This window comes from Salinimicrobium sediminis, assembly GCF_900215295.1.
Taxonomy (GTDB): Bacteria; Bacteroidota; Bacteroidia; order Flavobacteriales; family Flavobacteriaceae; genus Salinimicrobium; species Salinimicrobium sediminis.
Genome location: NZ_OCMF01000003.1, coordinates 77,754 through 91,713, shown reverse-complemented (window position 1 = coordinate 91,713; position 13,960 = coordinate 77,754). Strand labels below are relative to the sequence as shown.

Below are 13,960 nucleotides of genomic sequence, written 5' to 3'. Positions count from 1 at the left end.
ATATTAGTAAACGTAGCACAATACCTCACCACCAACTTTTTCCTGTTGTGCCTGCTTTCCGGTCATTACACCGTGGGAAGTAGAAACAATAGCAATTCCAAGGCCGTTAAGGATACGAGGAAGTTCATTGGCACCGGCATATTTACGTAAACCGGGTTTACTTATGCGCTGAATTTTTTTGATAACAGGTTCTTTGGTTACCTTATCATATTTTAGTGCAATTTTGATGCTGCCCTGGGCAGTAGAATCATCAAACTTGTAGCTAAGGATGTACCCCTGATCAAAAAGAATCTTGGTAATTTCCTTTTTAAGATTAGAAGCGGGGATCTCCACCACTCTGTGGTTTGCAGCAACCGCATTTCTAATTCTTGTTAAATAATCTGCAATAGGATCTGTATTCATCTATTTCAATTTGCGGAAGTGGTTTTCGATCTCATGTCGAACCTTCTTCCAATTTATATTCTTACCAACTTGCTTTTTTAACACCCGGGATCAATCCATTGTTAGCCATTTCTCTAAAGGTAACACGGGAGATTCCAAATTGTCTCATATATCCCCGAGGTCTTCCTGTTAGCTTACAACGGTTATGCAAACGAACTGGAGAGGCATTCTTTGGTAATTTTTGTAGTGCATCATAATCACCAGCCTCTTTTAGAGCCTTGCGTTTTTCAGCATACTTTTCTACCATTTTTTGTCTCTTCACCTCACGGGCTTTCATTGATTCTTTAGCCATAATTAATTCTTTTTAAAAGGTAACCCCAGTTCAGTTAACAATGATTTTGCTTCCTTATCGGTATTGGCGCTGGTAACAAAGGTGATATCCATCCCGTTGATCCTGTTCACCTTGTCGATATCGATCTCAGGGAAAATGATTTGTTCTGTAACACCCAGGTTATAGTTTCCTCTTCCATCAAAGCCTGTTGCATTGATTCCGTTGAAATCCCTTACACGTGGAAGTGCAGAAGTGATCAAACGATCAAGAAATTCATACATTCTTTCTCCACGTAAGGTAACTTTTGCCCCAATTGGCATCCCCTTACGTAATTTAAAAGAAGCAACATCCTTTTTAGATATGGTCGAAACAGCTTTTTGACCGGTAATAGCAGTCAATTCATCAACTGCATAGTCAATAAGCTTTTTATCTGCAACAGCAGCTCCAACTCCGCGGCTCACAACTATCTTCTGTAGTTTAGGAACCTCCATAACATTGGAGTAGCTGAATTCTTCTGTAAGAGCGGAGATCACTCTCTCTTTATACTCTTTCTTAAGTCTTGGTTCGTAGGCCATAACTAAATTACTTCATTGGATTTTTTGGAAAACCTTACTTTCTTATCATTCTCTGTTCTATATCCAACCCTGGTGGTATCACCATTTTTGTCTATTAAAGAAAGATTGGAAATATGAATAGGTGCTTCCTTCTTCTTAATTCCGCCCTGAGGATTTGATGCGCTTGGCTTCTCATGTTTAGAAACCATATTTACACCTTCAACAATGGCTTTATTCTTATCCATTAATACCAGCTGTACTTTACCTTCCTGACCTTTGTGGTCTCCAGCAGTTACGCGAACAGTATCTCCGGTTTTTATTTTAAGCTTTTTCATCTTGTTTCTGTATTAAAGCACTTCTGGTGCCAATGATACGATCTTCATGAATTGCTTATCACGAAGCTCACGCGCTACAGGTCCAAATACACGTGTTCCCCTCATTTCCCCAGCAGGGTTAAGCAGAACACAGGCATTATCATCAAAACGGATATATGATCCGTCTGGTCTGCGCACTTCTTTTTTGGTACGAACAACAACTGCTGTTGAAACTGCACCCTTTTTTACGTTTCCGTTCGGTGTAGCTTCTTTTACGCTGACAACGATTTTGTCTCCAACAGAAGCGTATCTTCTATTTGTACCGCCCAATACGCGGATCACTAAAACTTCTTTAGCTCCGGTATTGTCTGCAACTCTTAATCTAGACTCTTGTTGTACCATAATTACTTCGCTCTTTCAATTATTTCTACTAGTCTCCAACATTTAGACTTACTCATAGGACGTGTTTCCATGATCCTTACTGTATCTCCAATGTTGCAGTCATTTGTTTCGTCGTGAGCCACGTACTTCTTCGTTTTCAAAACGAATTTTCCATACATGGGGTGCTTTACCTTTTTAGTTTCAGAAACCACAATAGATTTCATCATCTTATTACTGGTGACAACACCTATACGCTCTTTTCTTAAGTTTCTTTTTTCCATTTTCAGCAGAATAACACTTATTGTTGTTCTCTTTTAGTTAACTCTGTAGCAATACGCGCTATAGATCTTCTTACAGTTCTTAACTGTATTGGGTTCTCTAATGGCGATACTGCGTGAGCCATTTTAAGATCGGAATATGCTTTCCTTGATTTACCAAGTTCTTCCTGTAATTCTGCTACAGACAATTCTCTAACTTCTGATTGTTTCATAACGTATCTTATTAAGCTTGATAATCTCTAGCTACAATGAACTTAGTTTTCACAGGAAGTTTTTGTGCTGCCAGGCGTAAAGCCTCTTTTGCAACATCAAAAGGTACACCTCCTACTTCAAAAAGTATTCTTCCGGGTTTTACAACTGCAGCCCAGTATTCCACGGCACCTTTACCTTTACCCATACGTACTTCAAGAGGCTTCTTGGTGATTGGCTTGTCTGGAAAAATTTTGATCCAGAGTGAACCTTCCCTCTTCATGAAACGGGTAGCAGCAATACGCGCAGCTTCTATTTGTCTTGCAGTCACAAAATTTGAGTCTAAAGACTTGATACCAAAAGTTCCGTTAGAAAGCCTGTGTCCTCTTTGAGAAACACCTTTCATACGGCCCTTTTGCATTTTGCGATATTTTGTTCTTTTAGGCTGTAACATTTTCTTTTACTTTAAAAAATTACTTTCTACGACGTGATTTTGGTGCACCACTTCGTCCGGTTCCGGTTTTTCCTCCTTGTTTTTTGGCCATGCCAACAAGTGGAGAAAGTTCTCTTTTACCGTATACCTCACCTTTCATGATCCATACCTTAACACCCAATCTACCATAAGTAGTATGAGCTTCAACTAAAGCATAATCAATGTCGGCTCTAAATGTAGACAAAGGAATTCGTCCATCTTTGTAACCTTCTGAACGCGCCATCTCAGCACCGTTTAAACGGCCGGAGATCTGGATCTTAATTCCTTCAGCGTTCATTCTCATCGCAGCCGCAATAGCCATTTTAATTGCACGACGGTAGGAGATACGATTCTCGATTTGTCTTGCAACACTTGATGCAACAAGATGTGCGTCAAGTTCTGGCCTTTTGATCTCAAAGATGTTGATCTGAACTTCCTTGTCGGTAATTTTTTTAAGCTCTTCCTTCAACTTGTCTACCTCCTGGCCGCCTTTACCAATAATGATACCAGGACGGGCTGTGGTGATAGTAACGGTTACAAGCTTAAGAGTACGCTCAATAATTACTCTTGATACACTCGCTTTAGAAAGACGAGCATGGATGTATTTTCTAATCTTATCGTCTTCGGCTAATTTGTCGCCGTAGTCATTTCCTCCGTACCAGTTGGATTCCCATCCTCTAATGATACCAAGACGATTCCCGATTGGATTTGTTTTTTGTCCCATACTCTTAACTAGCTTTGTGTATTATTGTTAGCTCCAAGCACTAATGTGACGTGGTTGGAACGTTTTCTAATTCTATGTGCGCGACCCTGTGGAGCAGGACGTAGTCTTTTCAACATACTCCCACCGTCAACACGAATCTCCTTTACAAACAACTCTGCATCTTCAATGCTTGCATCTTCATTCTTTGACTGCCAGTTAGCAATTGCCGACAATAACAGTTTTTCAAGATTCTTGGATGCATCCTTAGAATTGAATTTCAAAATATGAAGCGCTCTTTCTACTTTTTCACCACGAACAAGGTCTGCAACCAAACGCATTTTTCTTGGTGAAGTAGGGCAGTTATTTAGTTTAGCAAAAGCTATCTGCTTCTTAGCTTCTTTCGTTTGCTCTGCTCTTTCTCTTTTACGAACTCCCATAGCTTCAATTATTTTTTACCTTTATTTTTAGCACCAGCATGACCTCTAAAAGATCTTGTTGGTGAAAATTCACCTAATTTGTGACCTACCATGTTCTCAGTGATATAAACCGGAACAAATTGACGTCCGTTGTGAACGGCAATAGTTTGTCCAACAAAATCCGGAGTGATCATGGAAGCCCTTGACCAGGTCTTAATAACCGCTTTTTTTCCAGACTCTGTGTTCTGAGCTACTTTCTGCTCTAATTTATAGTGAACGTAAGGTCCTTTTTTTAATGAACGTGCCATATCTTATTATTTCTTTCTACGTTCTACAATATATTTATTACTCGCTTTGGTCTTAGAACGGGTTCTGAATCCTTTAGCAGGAATACCCTTTCTTGAACGCGGGTGACCTCCAGAAGCACGGCCTTCCCCACCACCCATTGGGTGATCTACTGGGTTCATTACAACCGGTCTTGTTCTTGGTCTTCTACCCAACCATCTGTTTCTACCGGCTTTTCCTGAAACAAGCAACTGGTGATCACTGTTTGAAACAGCTCCAATTGTTGCAACACAGCTAGCCAATACTCTACGGATCTCTCCTGAAGGTAGTTTAATGGTTGCGTATTTCCCTTCTCTTGCCATTAACTGAGCGAATGCACCGGCGCTACGAGCCATAACAGCTCCCTGTCCAGGTCTAAGCTCAATACAAGAGATAATAGTACCTAATGGAATATTAGACAAAGGCATAGCATTTCCGATCTCCGGCGCTACATCTTCAACTCCCGATACTATGTTCTGCCCAACCTGAAGTCCATTTTGAGCAATAATATATCGTTTCTCACCATCCTGATAATTCAATAGTGCGATAAAGGCAGTTCTGTTTGGATCATATTCAATAGAAGCTACAGTTGCAGGAATTCCCTGCTTGTCCCTCTTAAAATCAATGATCCTGTAACGTTTTTTATGACCACCACCAATGTAGCGCATGGTCATTTTACCTTGACTGTTTCTACCACCAGATCTTTTGTTCGGAGCCAATAAACTTTTCTCCGGCTTATCAGTAGTGATCGCGTCAAATCCGTTCACTACTCTAAATCGCTGACCAGGGGTAATTGGTTTTAATTTTCTAACTGACATTTTTTAATCTTAAAGATTACTATATAAATCAATAGTCTCACCTTCCGCCACCTGTACTAGTGCCTTTTTATAGGCGCTGGTTTTACCAGTGACAACACCCGTCTTTGTGTAACGGGTTTTTCTGTCCGGGCGAACGTTAATTGTACGAACTTTAGTAACTGAAACACCATAAGCAGACTCAACTGCGTCTTTAATTTCAATCTTATTCGCCTTATTATCAACTACAAAAGCGTACTTATTGTTAAGTTCGCTATCGGCTGTAGCTTTCTCTGTAATAATAGGTTTTATTAAGATACTCATAATGCTTATTTACTTAAATTCGACTCAATTCCTTCCAGAGACCCCTCTAAAAACACAAGATTATTTGCGTTTAAAATTTTGTAAGTGCTTAATTCTGAAGCACTTACAACCTCAGAGGCCTTTAAATTGCGTGACGACAAATATACGTTTTTATTCGAGTCACCCAACACTATCAAAGATTTTTTCCCTGCCAGCCCCAATGCATTCAAAACATCGATAAAATTCTTTGTTTTTGGAGTGTCAAAAGAAAAATCTTCTACAACTATTATGGAGTTGTCATTTGCTTTCATAGACAAGGCAGATTTTCTTGCCAGTCTCTTCAGGTTCTTATTCAATTTGAAGGAATAGCTTCTTGGTCTTGGACCAAAAACTCTACCTCCTCCTTTAAAAATAGGAGACTTGATACTTCCCGCACGGGCAGTACCTGTACCTTTTTGTTTCTTGATCTTACGGGTAGAACCAGAAATCTCTGCACGTTCTTTCGCCTTGTGAGTTCCCTGCCTTTGATTGGCCAGGTATTGCTTCACATCAAGATAAACAGCATGGTTGTTCGGCTCCACTGCAAAAACAGCATCAGAAAGGTTTGCCTTTCTCCCTGTTTCTTTTCCTTTTATATCTAAAACTGCTACTTCCATTACTTCTGAATGATTACGTAAGAGTTCTTATGTCCCGGTACAGCTCCACTTACTACAAGCAGATTCTTATCGGCAATCACTTTTAGAACTCTCAGGTTTTCTACTTTTACTTTTTCGCCACCCATTCTTCCGGCCATTCTCATTCCTTTGAAAACTCTCGCAGGATAAGAAGCAGCACCAATAGAACCAGGAGCTCTTAATCTGTTATGCTGTCCGTGAGTAGCTTGTCCCACACCACCAAAACCGTGGCGCTTTACAACCCCTTGAAAACCTTTCCCTTTAGAAATTCCGGAAACGTCAATGAATTCACCTTCAGTAAAATGTTCTACGGTGATAGTATCACCTAATTTGTGCTCTCCTTCAAATCCCTTGAATTCAACGACTTTGCGCATTGCTGCGGCTCCGGCTTTTTTGGCGTGCCCTGTAGCAGCCTTATTAGCAGTCTTTTTGTCATCGAAACCAAGTTGAAGAGCTTCGTACCCGTCAACCTCTTTGGTTCTGACTTGGGTAATTACACATGGTCCTGCTTCAATAACGGTACAAGGAATGTTCTTTCCGTTCTCGTCAAAAATGCTGGTCATGCCAATCTTTTTTCCTATTAACCCAGACATAATTAATTATTAGTTATTAATTTATATTTATTTAAAAATATTCAGGATTGAAAAACACTTCCAATCCTGAATGTATTTTTCACCGTTTTTCCCTTGCCTAAGGCTCGGGACATGTATGGCCGCGAACACCTTCGAAGCCGGTTGTGTTTATCACACTTTTATCTCTACCTCTACTCCACTTGGCAATTCAAGTTTCATCAAGGCATCAATAGTTTTAGAAGACGAACTGTAAATATCAAGTAGTCTCTTATAAGAGCTTAACTCAAACTGTTCTCTCGATTTTTTATTAACGTGAGGAGAACGCAATACAGTAAAGATCTTCTTGTGAGTTGGCAATGGAATTGGTCCAGTTACCACAGCTCCCGTACTTTTTACGGTTTTTACGATCTTTTCGGCAGATTTATCTACCAGGTTATGATCGTAAGATTTTAGTTTTATTCTGATTTTTTGACTCATTTTCCTGATAATTAATCGTTAGCGGATCCCTTAGCTGCTTTAATAACTTCTTCTGAAACATTTGAAGGAGTTTCAGCATAATGAGAGAATTCCATTGTAGAAGTTGCACGACCCGAAGAAAGGGTACGAAGTGTAGTAACATATCCGAACATTTCAGATAATGGAACTTCAGCCTTGATAACTTTAGCTCCGGAACGGTCTGACATGTCATTTACCTGTCCTCTACGTCTGTTCAAATCTCCTACGATATCTCCCATGTTCTCTTCAGGAGTAACCACTTCTACTTTCATGATTGGCTCAAGGATCACAGCCCCTGCTTTTTTAGCAGCTACTTTATATCCCATTTTAGCAGCCAGTTCAAACGAAAGTTGATCGGAATCCACGGGGTGGAAAGATCCATCCAAAAGGTTAACTTTTAGAGTATCCATGTTAAACCCGGCAAGAGGCCCGTTTTTCATAGCTTCTCTAAATCCTTTTTCTACAGATGGAATGAATTCTTTAGGAATACGTCCACCTTTGATCTCATCAACGAATTGAAGTCCGGGTCCCTTGAAATCTGCATCTGCAGGTCCCAATTTGAAAACAATGTCCCCAAATTTACCACGACCACCAGATTGTTTCTTATAAACCTCTCTATGGTCTGCAACTTTAGTAACAGCTTCCTTATACTCAACCTGAGGCTGCCCCTGGTTAACTTCAACTTTAAATTCTCTTTTAAGACGATCAACAAGGATCTCAAGGTGAAGCTCACCCATACCAGAGATAATTGTTTGACCTGAAGCCTCATCTGTCTTCACCTGGAAAGTTGGATCCTCTTCGGCAAGTTTTGCTAAAGCCATACCCATCTTATCAACATCTGCCTTAGTTTTAGGCTCCACAGAGATACCAATTACCGGCTCAGGGAAAGACATAGACTCAAGCACGATTGGGTGCTTCTCATCTGTCATGGTATCCCCTGTCTTAATATCTTTAAATCCAACAGCTGCACCTATATCTCCTGCCTCAATTCTATCAATTGGCTGCTGTTTATTAGCATGCATTTGGTAAATACGTGAGATACGCTCTTTCTTTCCTGAACGGGTGTTCAAAATGTAAGATCCGGCATCAAGTGCACCAGAGTAAACTCTAAAGAAAGCTAAACGCCCAACGAAAGGATCGGTAGCAATTTTAAAAGCAAGAGCTGCAAAAGGAGAATCTACAGAAGGTTTTCTGCTTTCTTCTTTTTCAGTATCAGGATTGATCCCCTGAATAGCTTCAATATCTACCGGAGAAGGAAGGTAACGCATTACCGCATCCAACATTGCCTGCACTCCTTTATTCTTAAAGGAAGAACCACACATCATTGGAATGATAGACATATCAATTGTTGCAGCCCTAAGCGCAGCAATGATCTCATCTTCGGTAATTGAGTTTTCGTCTTCGAAGAACTTCTCCATAAGAGCCTCATCGTATTCGGCAACCGCCTCAACAAGTTCAGCCCGGTATTTATTTACGTCTTCCATCAATTCCTCAGGAATATCGATGGTTTCATAAGTCATTCCGAAATCTTCTTCGTTCCAGATAATAGCTTTCTTAGCGATAAGATCAACAACACCTTTGAAATCTACTTCATCACCAATCGGCACCTGAAGCGGAACAGGGTTCCCTCCAAGCATTTCTCTTACCTGACTACATACTTTAAAGAAGTCAGCTCCCTGACGGTCCATTTTATTAACGAAACCTAATCTTGGAACTTTATATTTGTCGGCCTGCCTCCAAACAGTTTCAGATTGAGGTTCCACACCATCAACCGCACTGAAAAGAGCAACCATCCCATCAAGTACACGCAATGAACGCTCTACCTCTACGGTAAAGTCAACGTGACCCGGAGTATCAATAATATTAACAGTATATTCCTGATCACGGTACATCCACTTACAATGTGTAGCAGCCGAAGTAATGGTGATCCCACGCTCCTGCTCCTGCTCCATCCAGTCCATAGTCGCAGCTCCATCGTGCACTTCACCAATCTTATGGCTAATACCGGTGTAGAAAAGAATACGTTCTGTTGTAGTGGTTTTACCGGCATCAATATGCGCAGCAATACCTATATTTCTTGTAAATTTTAAATCTCTTTGTGCCATTTTTTAGAATCTAAAGTGAGAGAATGCTTTGTTAGCTTCAGCCATCTTATGGGTATCAACCCTCTTCTTCACAGCCGCACCTTCTTCTTTAGCAGCAGCAAGAACCTCTGCAGCAAGTCTCTGAGCCATAGATTTCTCGTTACGCTTTCTCGAATAGGAAATCAACCACTTCATAGCAGTTGAAACTTTACGATCTGGTCTAATCTGCATTGGGATCTGAAAAGTAGCACCTCCAACTCTACGGCTACGCACCTCTACGTGTGGCATAACGTTAGAAAGAGCATCTTTCCAAAGTTCAAGTCCTGATTTTTCTTCATCCTGTTTTTTCTCCTCTACGATCGCGATTGCATCATAGAAAACTTTAAAGGCAACAGATTTTTTACCATCCCACATCATCATGTTAACAAAACGCGTTACTAACTGATCATTAAACTTTGGATCTGGTAAAAGTGGCCTTTTTTTCGCCTGTCTTTTTCTCATTTCTTCTTTGTAATAAGTTAATTGTTACTTGCCCCGGAAAGATTATTTCTTAGGCCTTTTAGCACCATACTTTGATCTACGCTGAGTTCTTCCCGCAACACCTGCGGTGTCAAGAGCTCCACGTACAATATGATACCTAACTCCAGGCAAATCCTTAACTCTTCCGCCTCTAACCAATACTATCGAGTGCTCTTGCAGGTTGTGCCCTTCTCCGGGAATGTATGCGTTCACCTCTTTCCCGTTGGTCAATCTAACCCTTGCTACTTTACGCATAGCAGAGTTAGGTTTCTTAGGGGTAGTGGTGTAAACACGCGTACAAACTCCTCTTCTTTGAGGGCACGAATCCAAAGCAGCCGATTTACTCTTCTTGGTAATTGTGGCTCTTCCTTTTCGTACTAATTGTGAAATTGTTGGCATAATTTCTTTTACACTAATTATTGTTTTATTATTCTCCCTTTTTAAAAAGGTCTGCAAAGGTAGAAATAAAACCGAAGTATTCAAATCTTAATTAATTAATTTTCAGCTTGATCTTTTTTCTCTAAAATTCCAGAGCACAAAACCTGGGAAAAAAAGAAAAAAAACTGCAGACCTTACTAAGAGGGCAAATTGAAGGATTTCCCAGAAGATAAGAACCCAACTTTCTTTTTACCTATATATTATGTAAGGATCATATTTTTACCCCTTACGGTAGCTGGTCCATTAGTGTAAAGATTTTCTGTATATCCCTGTACTTTCCGGTAAGGTACTGATGAGATTATGTTAACATCATAATTATGAATCTATTACAATTTTCTTCCGTGGTTAGAACGATTTTCCTCTAAAACCCCATGACCCAAAAGATTAGAAATATCAAAAGCGTTAAGAAAAACTTAAACTTTCAGAAAGAAATCAGATAAAAAGAAAGTTTTACAGGAAAAAAGTTGCCCGCTTAACAATAAATTATCAAATTTGGCACTGGCTAATTCAAACAAATCTTAAAAATGAAAACAAAGTTTAGTGGAATACTAACGCTTTTACTGGCGTTAGTTGTGCAATTTGCTTTTGCACAGCAACAGATGACGGTCTCAGGAACTGTGACCGATTCGAATGGAATGCCCCTCCCGGGGGTTAACGTACTGGTAAAAGGTACAACTCAAGGAGTACAAACCGATTTTGACGGTAACTACTCTATTGAAGTAGATCAGGGCGAAGTCCTTGTCTTCTCTTATTTAGGGATGAAAACTACTGAGTATCCTGTAACAAATGTGGATACCATTGATGTAGTCCTGGAGCAGGATGCTGCCCAACTTGAAGAAGTAGTGGTCACGGCCCTAGGTATTTCCAGAGAGAAAAGATCTCTTGGTTATGCCACAGAAGAGGTAGCCGGAGCTGAAGTAAACACTGCAAAAGAAGGAAACTTCATTAACTCATTATCTGGTAAAGTATCAGGTCTTGACATTAAGAAGAGTAGTACTTTAGGTGGATCTTCAAACATTATTATTCGTGGTTACACTTCCTTAACAGGTAACAACCAGCCTCTTTTCGTAGTAGACGGAGTGCCAATTAGTAATGCCAACACCAACACTGCAAACCAGCAAACAGGTAGAGGTGGTTACGATTATGGTAACGCCGCTATGGATATTAACCCTGATGATGTTGCTTCTGTAAACGTATTGAAAGGTGCTGCTGCATCTGCTCTTTATGGTTCACGTGCTGCAAACGGGGTAATTATCATTACTACCAAATCTGGTCAAAAAAATGAAAACATTGGTGTAACTATTAGTTCAGGTGTTACCTTCTCTAAAATGGATGACGACACTTTTGTTGAGTACCAAAAAGAATACGGTGCAGGTTACGGTGAATTCTATGAAACAGGTTATTTTGATAGCTGGGACGTAGACGGAGACGGAACCGATGACCTTGTGGTTCCTTTCACAGAAGATGCTTCTTTTGGTGGAAGATTCGATCCAAATTTATTGGTTTTCCAATGGGATGCTTTATATCCTGAATCTCCAAACTACCTGCAGGCTACTCCTTGGGTTGCTGCAGAGAATGGTCCTGAATCTATTTTCAGAACTGGGGTGACTTTTAACAACAGTGTTGCTCTTGACGGTGGTACAGACAAAAGTACTTACAGATTAGGATACACACTTTACGATCAGGAAGGTATTCTTCCTAACAGTAGGATCAGAAGAAATACAGTAGATATTAAAGCTACTCATGACTTTACTGAAAAGCTTACTGCAGGTGTTACTGCGACTTTCACTAATACAAACGGAAAAGGTCGCTATGGTACAGGTTATAGCGGAACCAACATTTTCCAATCTATGCGTCAGTGGAACCAGGCTAACGTAGATTTCGAAGCACAACGTAGAGCCTATTTCAATACAGGCCGTAACATTACCTGGAACTATGCAGATGCAGAAAACGGGGATTTCTCTCCTATCTACACAGACAACCCATACTGGCAGCTGTATGAAAACTACCAAACAGACGAAAGAAACAGGCTGTACGGTAATTTCAACATTAATTATGAATTAACCGACTGGTTGTCTGCTACTGGACGTGTTTCCATGGACTACTACGGAGATTTCCGTGAGGAAAGAAGAAACGTTGGAAGTAATGGAGTATCTCATTATCAAAGATATGACGGAACTTACAAGGAGATAAACTACGATTTCCTTTTGAACTTCGACTATGATCTTAATGAGGACATTAACCTTGCCGGTATATTAGGAGCCACAGCAAGAAGACTTGACAATGCTCAAATGAGAGCAGGAACTACAGGTGGTTTGGTTATTCCAGGACTTTTCGCTCTTTCAAACTCTCAAAACCTTTTGACTCCTCCAAACGAGGCAGTTACAGAATTACATACAAACGGTTATTTTGCGAGTGCATCTTTTGGATATAGAGATTTCTTATACCTGGATGCTACAGGAAGGGTTGATGAAGTATCTTCATTACCAGAAGAAGACAACACTTATTTCTATCCATCTATTTCTACAAGTGTTGTATTCTCTCAGTTATTGGATACAGACTGGTTGAGCTTCGGTAAATTCCGTGCCAACTATGCAGAAGTAGGTAACTATGCTCCTCCATTGTCTGTTCAGGATGTTTATGCGAGTCCAACGAACTTTACAACACCACTTTATTCTGTATCAAGTACAGCAAATAACCCGAACCTTAAGAACGAAACAACTAAGAGTTGGGAAGTTGGTTTGGAAATGGAATTTTTCCAGAGACGTTTAGGATTTGATGTTGCTGCTTACCAATCTAATTCTGTTGATCAACTAATGCCGGTGACAATTACCGCAGCAACAGGTTATACTTCAAGATGGGTAAACGCAGGGGAGATTGAAAACAAAGGTATTGAACTTAGCCTCCATGGAAGCCCTATAAGAACAGAGGATTTTGAATGGAGAGTTAACGCTAACTGGTACAAGAATGAGAGTGAAGTTATTTCCCTTTACGGAGACAACAAGAACCTTCAAATGGCTTCTCTTCAGGGAGGTGTAACCATCAATGCTACAGTAGGACAGCCTTACGGTACTATTTGGGGAACTAACTATACTTTCTTAAATGGAGAAAGAGTGATCAACCCAACTAACGGAAGATTTGTTGTAGACGGAACTCCACAGGTAATTGGTGATATCAACCCAGACTGGAAAGCGGGTATTAGCAACTCATTATCTTACAAAGATCTTTCTTTCAGCTTCCTTATTGACATCCAGAAAGGTGGAGATATCTTCTCTCTTGATACCTGGTACGGTTATGCTACCGGTGTTCCTGCCAATACTGCAGGTTTGAATGAACTTGGAAATCCATTGAGGGATCCAGTTGCAGACGGTGGTGGTCTTCTTTTAGAAGGTGTGAATCCTGATGGTTCTCCAAACACTACACGTACACAAATGAGTAACTATGCCAATGCTATAGGTTATGGTTATGCACCAAATGCTTACCACACTTATGATGCTAGTTTTGTTAAACTAAGAGAGATGACTCTTTCTTATTCTTTACCAGAAAGCATCACAGACAGAATTTCAATGGCAGACATTACTCTTTCTGCAGTTGGAAGAAACCTTTGGATCATCGACAAAAACATTCCATATTCAGATCCTGAAGCAGGATTAAGTTCTGGAAACATCCAGGGATACCAGTCCGGAGCAATTCCAACTGCAAGGGAATATGGTTTTAACGTAAGACTACAATTCTAAA

The 13,960-nt window shown here is 40.2% G+C and carries 20 protein-coding genes; 1 reads left to right on the top strand and 19 read right to left on the bottom strand.

Annotated features, from left to right (window positions below):
• Positions 1–3 precede the first annotated feature (3 nt).
• The 19 genes from rpsH to rpsL all read right to left on the bottom strand — a co-directional run bounded on the left by rpsH (position 4) and on the right by rpsL (position 10,183).
• Positions 4–402, bottom strand: a complete 399-nt coding sequence (gene rpsH, locus CRO16_RS11455; RefSeq protein ID WP_097056540.1) for a 30S ribosomal protein S8 — start codon at positions 400–402, stop codon at positions 4–6.
• A 61-nt stretch (positions 403–463) separates the two neighbouring features.
• The gene (gene rpsN, locus CRO16_RS11450; RefSeq protein WP_097056539.1) at positions 464–733 is read right to left on the bottom strand and encodes a 30S ribosomal protein S14; all 270 of its coding nucleotides are present in this window, start codon (positions 731–733) and stop codon (positions 464–466) included.
• A 2-nt stretch (positions 734–735) separates the two neighbouring features.
• Entirely contained in the window at positions 736–1,287 is a 552-nt protein-coding gene (gene rplE / locus CRO16_RS11445; RefSeq protein WP_097056538.1) for a 50S ribosomal protein L5, read from the bottom strand.
• Positions 1,288–1,289: 2 nt separating this feature from the next.
• Positions 1,290–1,601: a 50S ribosomal protein L24 gene (gene rplX / locus CRO16_RS11440; RefSeq protein ID WP_097056537.1), complete on the bottom strand. Its 312-nt coding sequence runs from the start codon at positions 1,599–1,601 to the stop codon at positions 1,290–1,292.
• 12 nt (positions 1,602–1,613) lie between these two features.
• Positions 1,614–1,982 carry a 50S ribosomal protein L14 gene (gene rplN / locus CRO16_RS11435; RefSeq protein ID WP_029037137.1) on the bottom strand — a complete coding sequence of 123 codons (369 nt, stop codon included), beginning with the start codon at positions 1,980–1,982 and terminating at the stop codon, positions 1,614–1,616.
• 2 nt (positions 1,983–1,984) lie between these two features.
• Positions 1,985–2,242 carry a 30S ribosomal protein S17 gene (rpsQ, locus tag CRO16_RS11430; RefSeq protein ID WP_097056536.1) on the bottom strand — a complete coding sequence of 86 codons (258 nt, stop codon included), beginning with the start codon at positions 2,240–2,242 and terminating at the stop codon, positions 1,985–1,987.
• A gap of 17 nt (positions 2,243–2,259) precedes the next feature.
• A complete protein-coding gene (gene rpmC / locus CRO16_RS11425) occupies positions 2,260–2,451 on the bottom strand; it encodes a 50S ribosomal protein L29 (protein WP_097056535.1) in 192 nt (63 codons plus the stop codon).
• 11 nt (positions 2,452–2,462) lie between these two features.
• On the bottom strand, positions 2,463–2,882 hold the full coding sequence (gene rplP, locus CRO16_RS11420; RefSeq protein ID WP_097056534.1) for a 50S ribosomal protein L16: 420 nt from the start codon (positions 2,880–2,882) through the stop codon (positions 2,463–2,465).
• Between the two features lie 19 nt (positions 2,883–2,901).
• Positions 2,902–3,624, bottom strand: coding sequence for a 30S ribosomal protein S3 (rpsC, locus tag CRO16_RS11415; RefSeq protein ID WP_097056533.1), 723 nt, complete (start codon positions 3,622–3,624; stop codon positions 2,902–2,904).
• Between the two features lie 8 nt (positions 3,625–3,632).
• Entirely contained in the window at positions 3,633–4,040 is a 408-nt protein-coding gene (gene rplV, locus CRO16_RS11410) for a 50S ribosomal protein L22 (RefSeq protein ID WP_097056532.1), read from the bottom strand.
• A gap of 8 nt (positions 4,041–4,048) precedes the next feature.
• Positions 4,049–4,327, bottom strand: coding sequence for a 30S ribosomal protein S19 (gene rpsS, locus CRO16_RS11405; protein ID WP_029037132.1), 279 nt, complete (start codon positions 4,325–4,327; stop codon positions 4,049–4,051).
• A 6-nt stretch (positions 4,328–4,333) separates the two neighbouring features.
• Positions 4,334–5,161, bottom strand: a complete 828-nt coding sequence (gene rplB, locus CRO16_RS11400) for a 50S ribosomal protein L2 (RefSeq protein WP_097056531.1) — start codon at positions 5,159–5,161, stop codon at positions 4,334–4,336.
• A gap of 9 nt (positions 5,162–5,170) precedes the next feature.
• Positions 5,171–5,461, bottom strand: coding sequence for a 50S ribosomal protein L23 (gene rplW / locus CRO16_RS11395; protein WP_029037130.1), 291 nt, complete (start codon positions 5,459–5,461; stop codon positions 5,171–5,173).
• A 5-nt stretch (positions 5,462–5,466) separates the two neighbouring features.
• Positions 5,467–6,096, bottom strand: coding sequence for a 50S ribosomal protein L4 (gene rplD, locus CRO16_RS11390; protein ID WP_097056530.1), 630 nt, complete (start codon positions 6,094–6,096; stop codon positions 5,467–5,469).
• Positions 6,096–6,707, bottom strand: a complete 612-nt coding sequence (rplC, locus tag CRO16_RS11385) for a 50S ribosomal protein L3 (protein WP_097056529.1) — start codon at positions 6,705–6,707, stop codon at positions 6,096–6,098. The genes rplD and rplC overlap by 1 nt, the downstream gene beginning before the upstream one ends.
• A 150-nt stretch (positions 6,708–6,857) precedes the next feature.
• Positions 6,858–7,163, bottom strand: a complete 306-nt coding sequence (gene rpsJ / locus CRO16_RS11380) for a 30S ribosomal protein S10 (RefSeq protein WP_009779180.1) — start codon at positions 7,161–7,163, stop codon at positions 6,858–6,860.
• An 11-nt stretch (positions 7,164–7,174) separates the two neighbouring features.
• Complete coding sequence (fusA, locus tag CRO16_RS11375; protein WP_097056528.1) at positions 7,175–9,286, bottom strand: elongation factor G; 2,112 nt, start codon at positions 9,284–9,286, stop codon at positions 7,175–7,177.
• Between the two features lie 3 nt (positions 9,287–9,289).
• The gene (rpsG, locus tag CRO16_RS11370) at positions 9,290–9,766 is read right to left on the bottom strand and encodes a 30S ribosomal protein S7 (RefSeq protein WP_097056527.1); all 477 of its coding nucleotides are present in this window, start codon (positions 9,764–9,766) and stop codon (positions 9,290–9,292) included.
• A gap of 42 nt (positions 9,767–9,808) precedes the next feature.
• A complete protein-coding gene (gene rpsL, locus CRO16_RS11365; protein WP_013305196.1) occupies positions 9,809–10,183 on the bottom strand; it encodes a 30S ribosomal protein S12 in 375 nt (124 codons plus the stop codon).
• 563 nt (positions 10,184–10,746) lie between these two features.
• Here rpsL and CRO16_RS11360 point away from each other — a divergent pair.
• Entirely contained in the window at positions 10,747–13,959 is a 3,213-nt protein-coding gene (locus CRO16_RS11360; RefSeq protein ID WP_097056526.1) for a SusC/RagA family TonB-linked outer membrane protein, read from the top strand.
• Position 13,960: the final 1 nt, after the last annotated feature.

Bases quoted from the DNA above. Each gene is read 5' to 3' on its own strand.
- rpsH (WP_097056540.1), bottom strand. From the start codon at position 402: ATGAATACAGATCCTATTGCAGATTATTTAACAAGAATTAGAAATGCG.
- rpsN (WP_097056539.1), bottom strand. From the start codon at position 733: ATGGCTAAAGAATCAATGAAAGCCCGTGAGGTGAAGAGACAAAAAATG.
- rplE (WP_097056538.1), bottom strand. From the start codon at position 1,287: ATGGCCTACGAACCAAGACTTAAGAAAGAGTATAAAGAGAGAGTGATC.
- rplX (WP_097056537.1), bottom strand. From the start codon at position 1,601: ATGAAAAAGCTTAAAATAAAAACCGGAGATACTGTTCGCGTAACTGCT.
- rplN (WP_029037137.1), bottom strand. From the start codon at position 1,982: ATGGTACAACAAGAGTCTAGATTAAGAGTTGCAGACAATACCGGAGCT.
- rpsQ (WP_097056536.1), bottom strand. From the start codon at position 2,242: ATGGAAAAAAGAAACTTAAGAAAAGAGCGTATAGGTGTTGTCACCAGT.
- rpmC (WP_097056535.1), bottom strand. From the start codon at position 2,451: ATGAAACAATCAGAAGTTAGAGAATTGTCTGTAGCAGAATTACAGGAA.
- rplP (WP_097056534.1), bottom strand. From the start codon at position 2,882: ATGTTACAGCCTAAAAGAACAAAATATCGCAAAATGCAAAAGGGCCGT.
- rpsC (WP_097056533.1), bottom strand. From the start codon at position 3,624: ATGGGACAAAAAACAAATCCAATCGGGAATCGTCTTGGTATCATTAGA.
- rplV (WP_097056532.1), bottom strand. From the start codon at position 4,040: ATGGGAGTTCGTAAAAGAGAAAGAGCAGAGCAAACGAAAGAAGCTAAG.
- rpsS (WP_029037132.1), bottom strand. From the start codon at position 4,327: ATGGCACGTTCATTAAAAAAAGGACCTTACGTTCACTATAAATTAGAG.
- rplB (WP_097056531.1), bottom strand. From the start codon at position 5,161: ATGTCAGTTAGAAAATTAAAACCAATTACCCCTGGTCAGCGATTTAGA.
- rplW (WP_029037130.1), bottom strand. From the start codon at position 5,461: ATGAGTATCTTAATAAAACCTATTATTACAGAGAAAGCTACAGCCGAT.
- rplD (WP_097056530.1), bottom strand. From the start codon at position 6,096: ATGGAAGTAGCAGTTTTAGATATAAAAGGAAAAGAAACAGGGAGAAAG.
- rplC (WP_097056529.1), bottom strand. From the start codon at position 6,707: ATGTCTGGGTTAATAGGAAAAAAGATTGGCATGACCAGCATTTTTGAC.
- rpsJ (WP_009779180.1), bottom strand. From the start codon at position 7,163: ATGAGTCAAAAAATCAGAATAAAACTAAAATCTTACGATCATAACCTG.
- fusA (WP_097056528.1), bottom strand. From the start codon at position 9,286: ATGGCACAAAGAGATTTAAAATTTACAAGAAATATAGGTATTGCTGCG.
- rpsG (WP_097056527.1), bottom strand. From the start codon at position 9,766: ATGAGAAAAAGACAGGCGAAAAAAAGGCCACTTTTACCAGATCCAAAG.
- rpsL (WP_013305196.1), bottom strand. From the start codon at position 10,183: ATGCCAACAATTTCACAATTAGTACGAAAAGGAAGAGCCACAATTACC.
- CRO16_RS11360 (WP_097056526.1), top strand. From the start codon at position 10,747: ATGAAAACAAAGTTTAGTGGAATACTAACGCTTTTACTGGCGTTAGTT.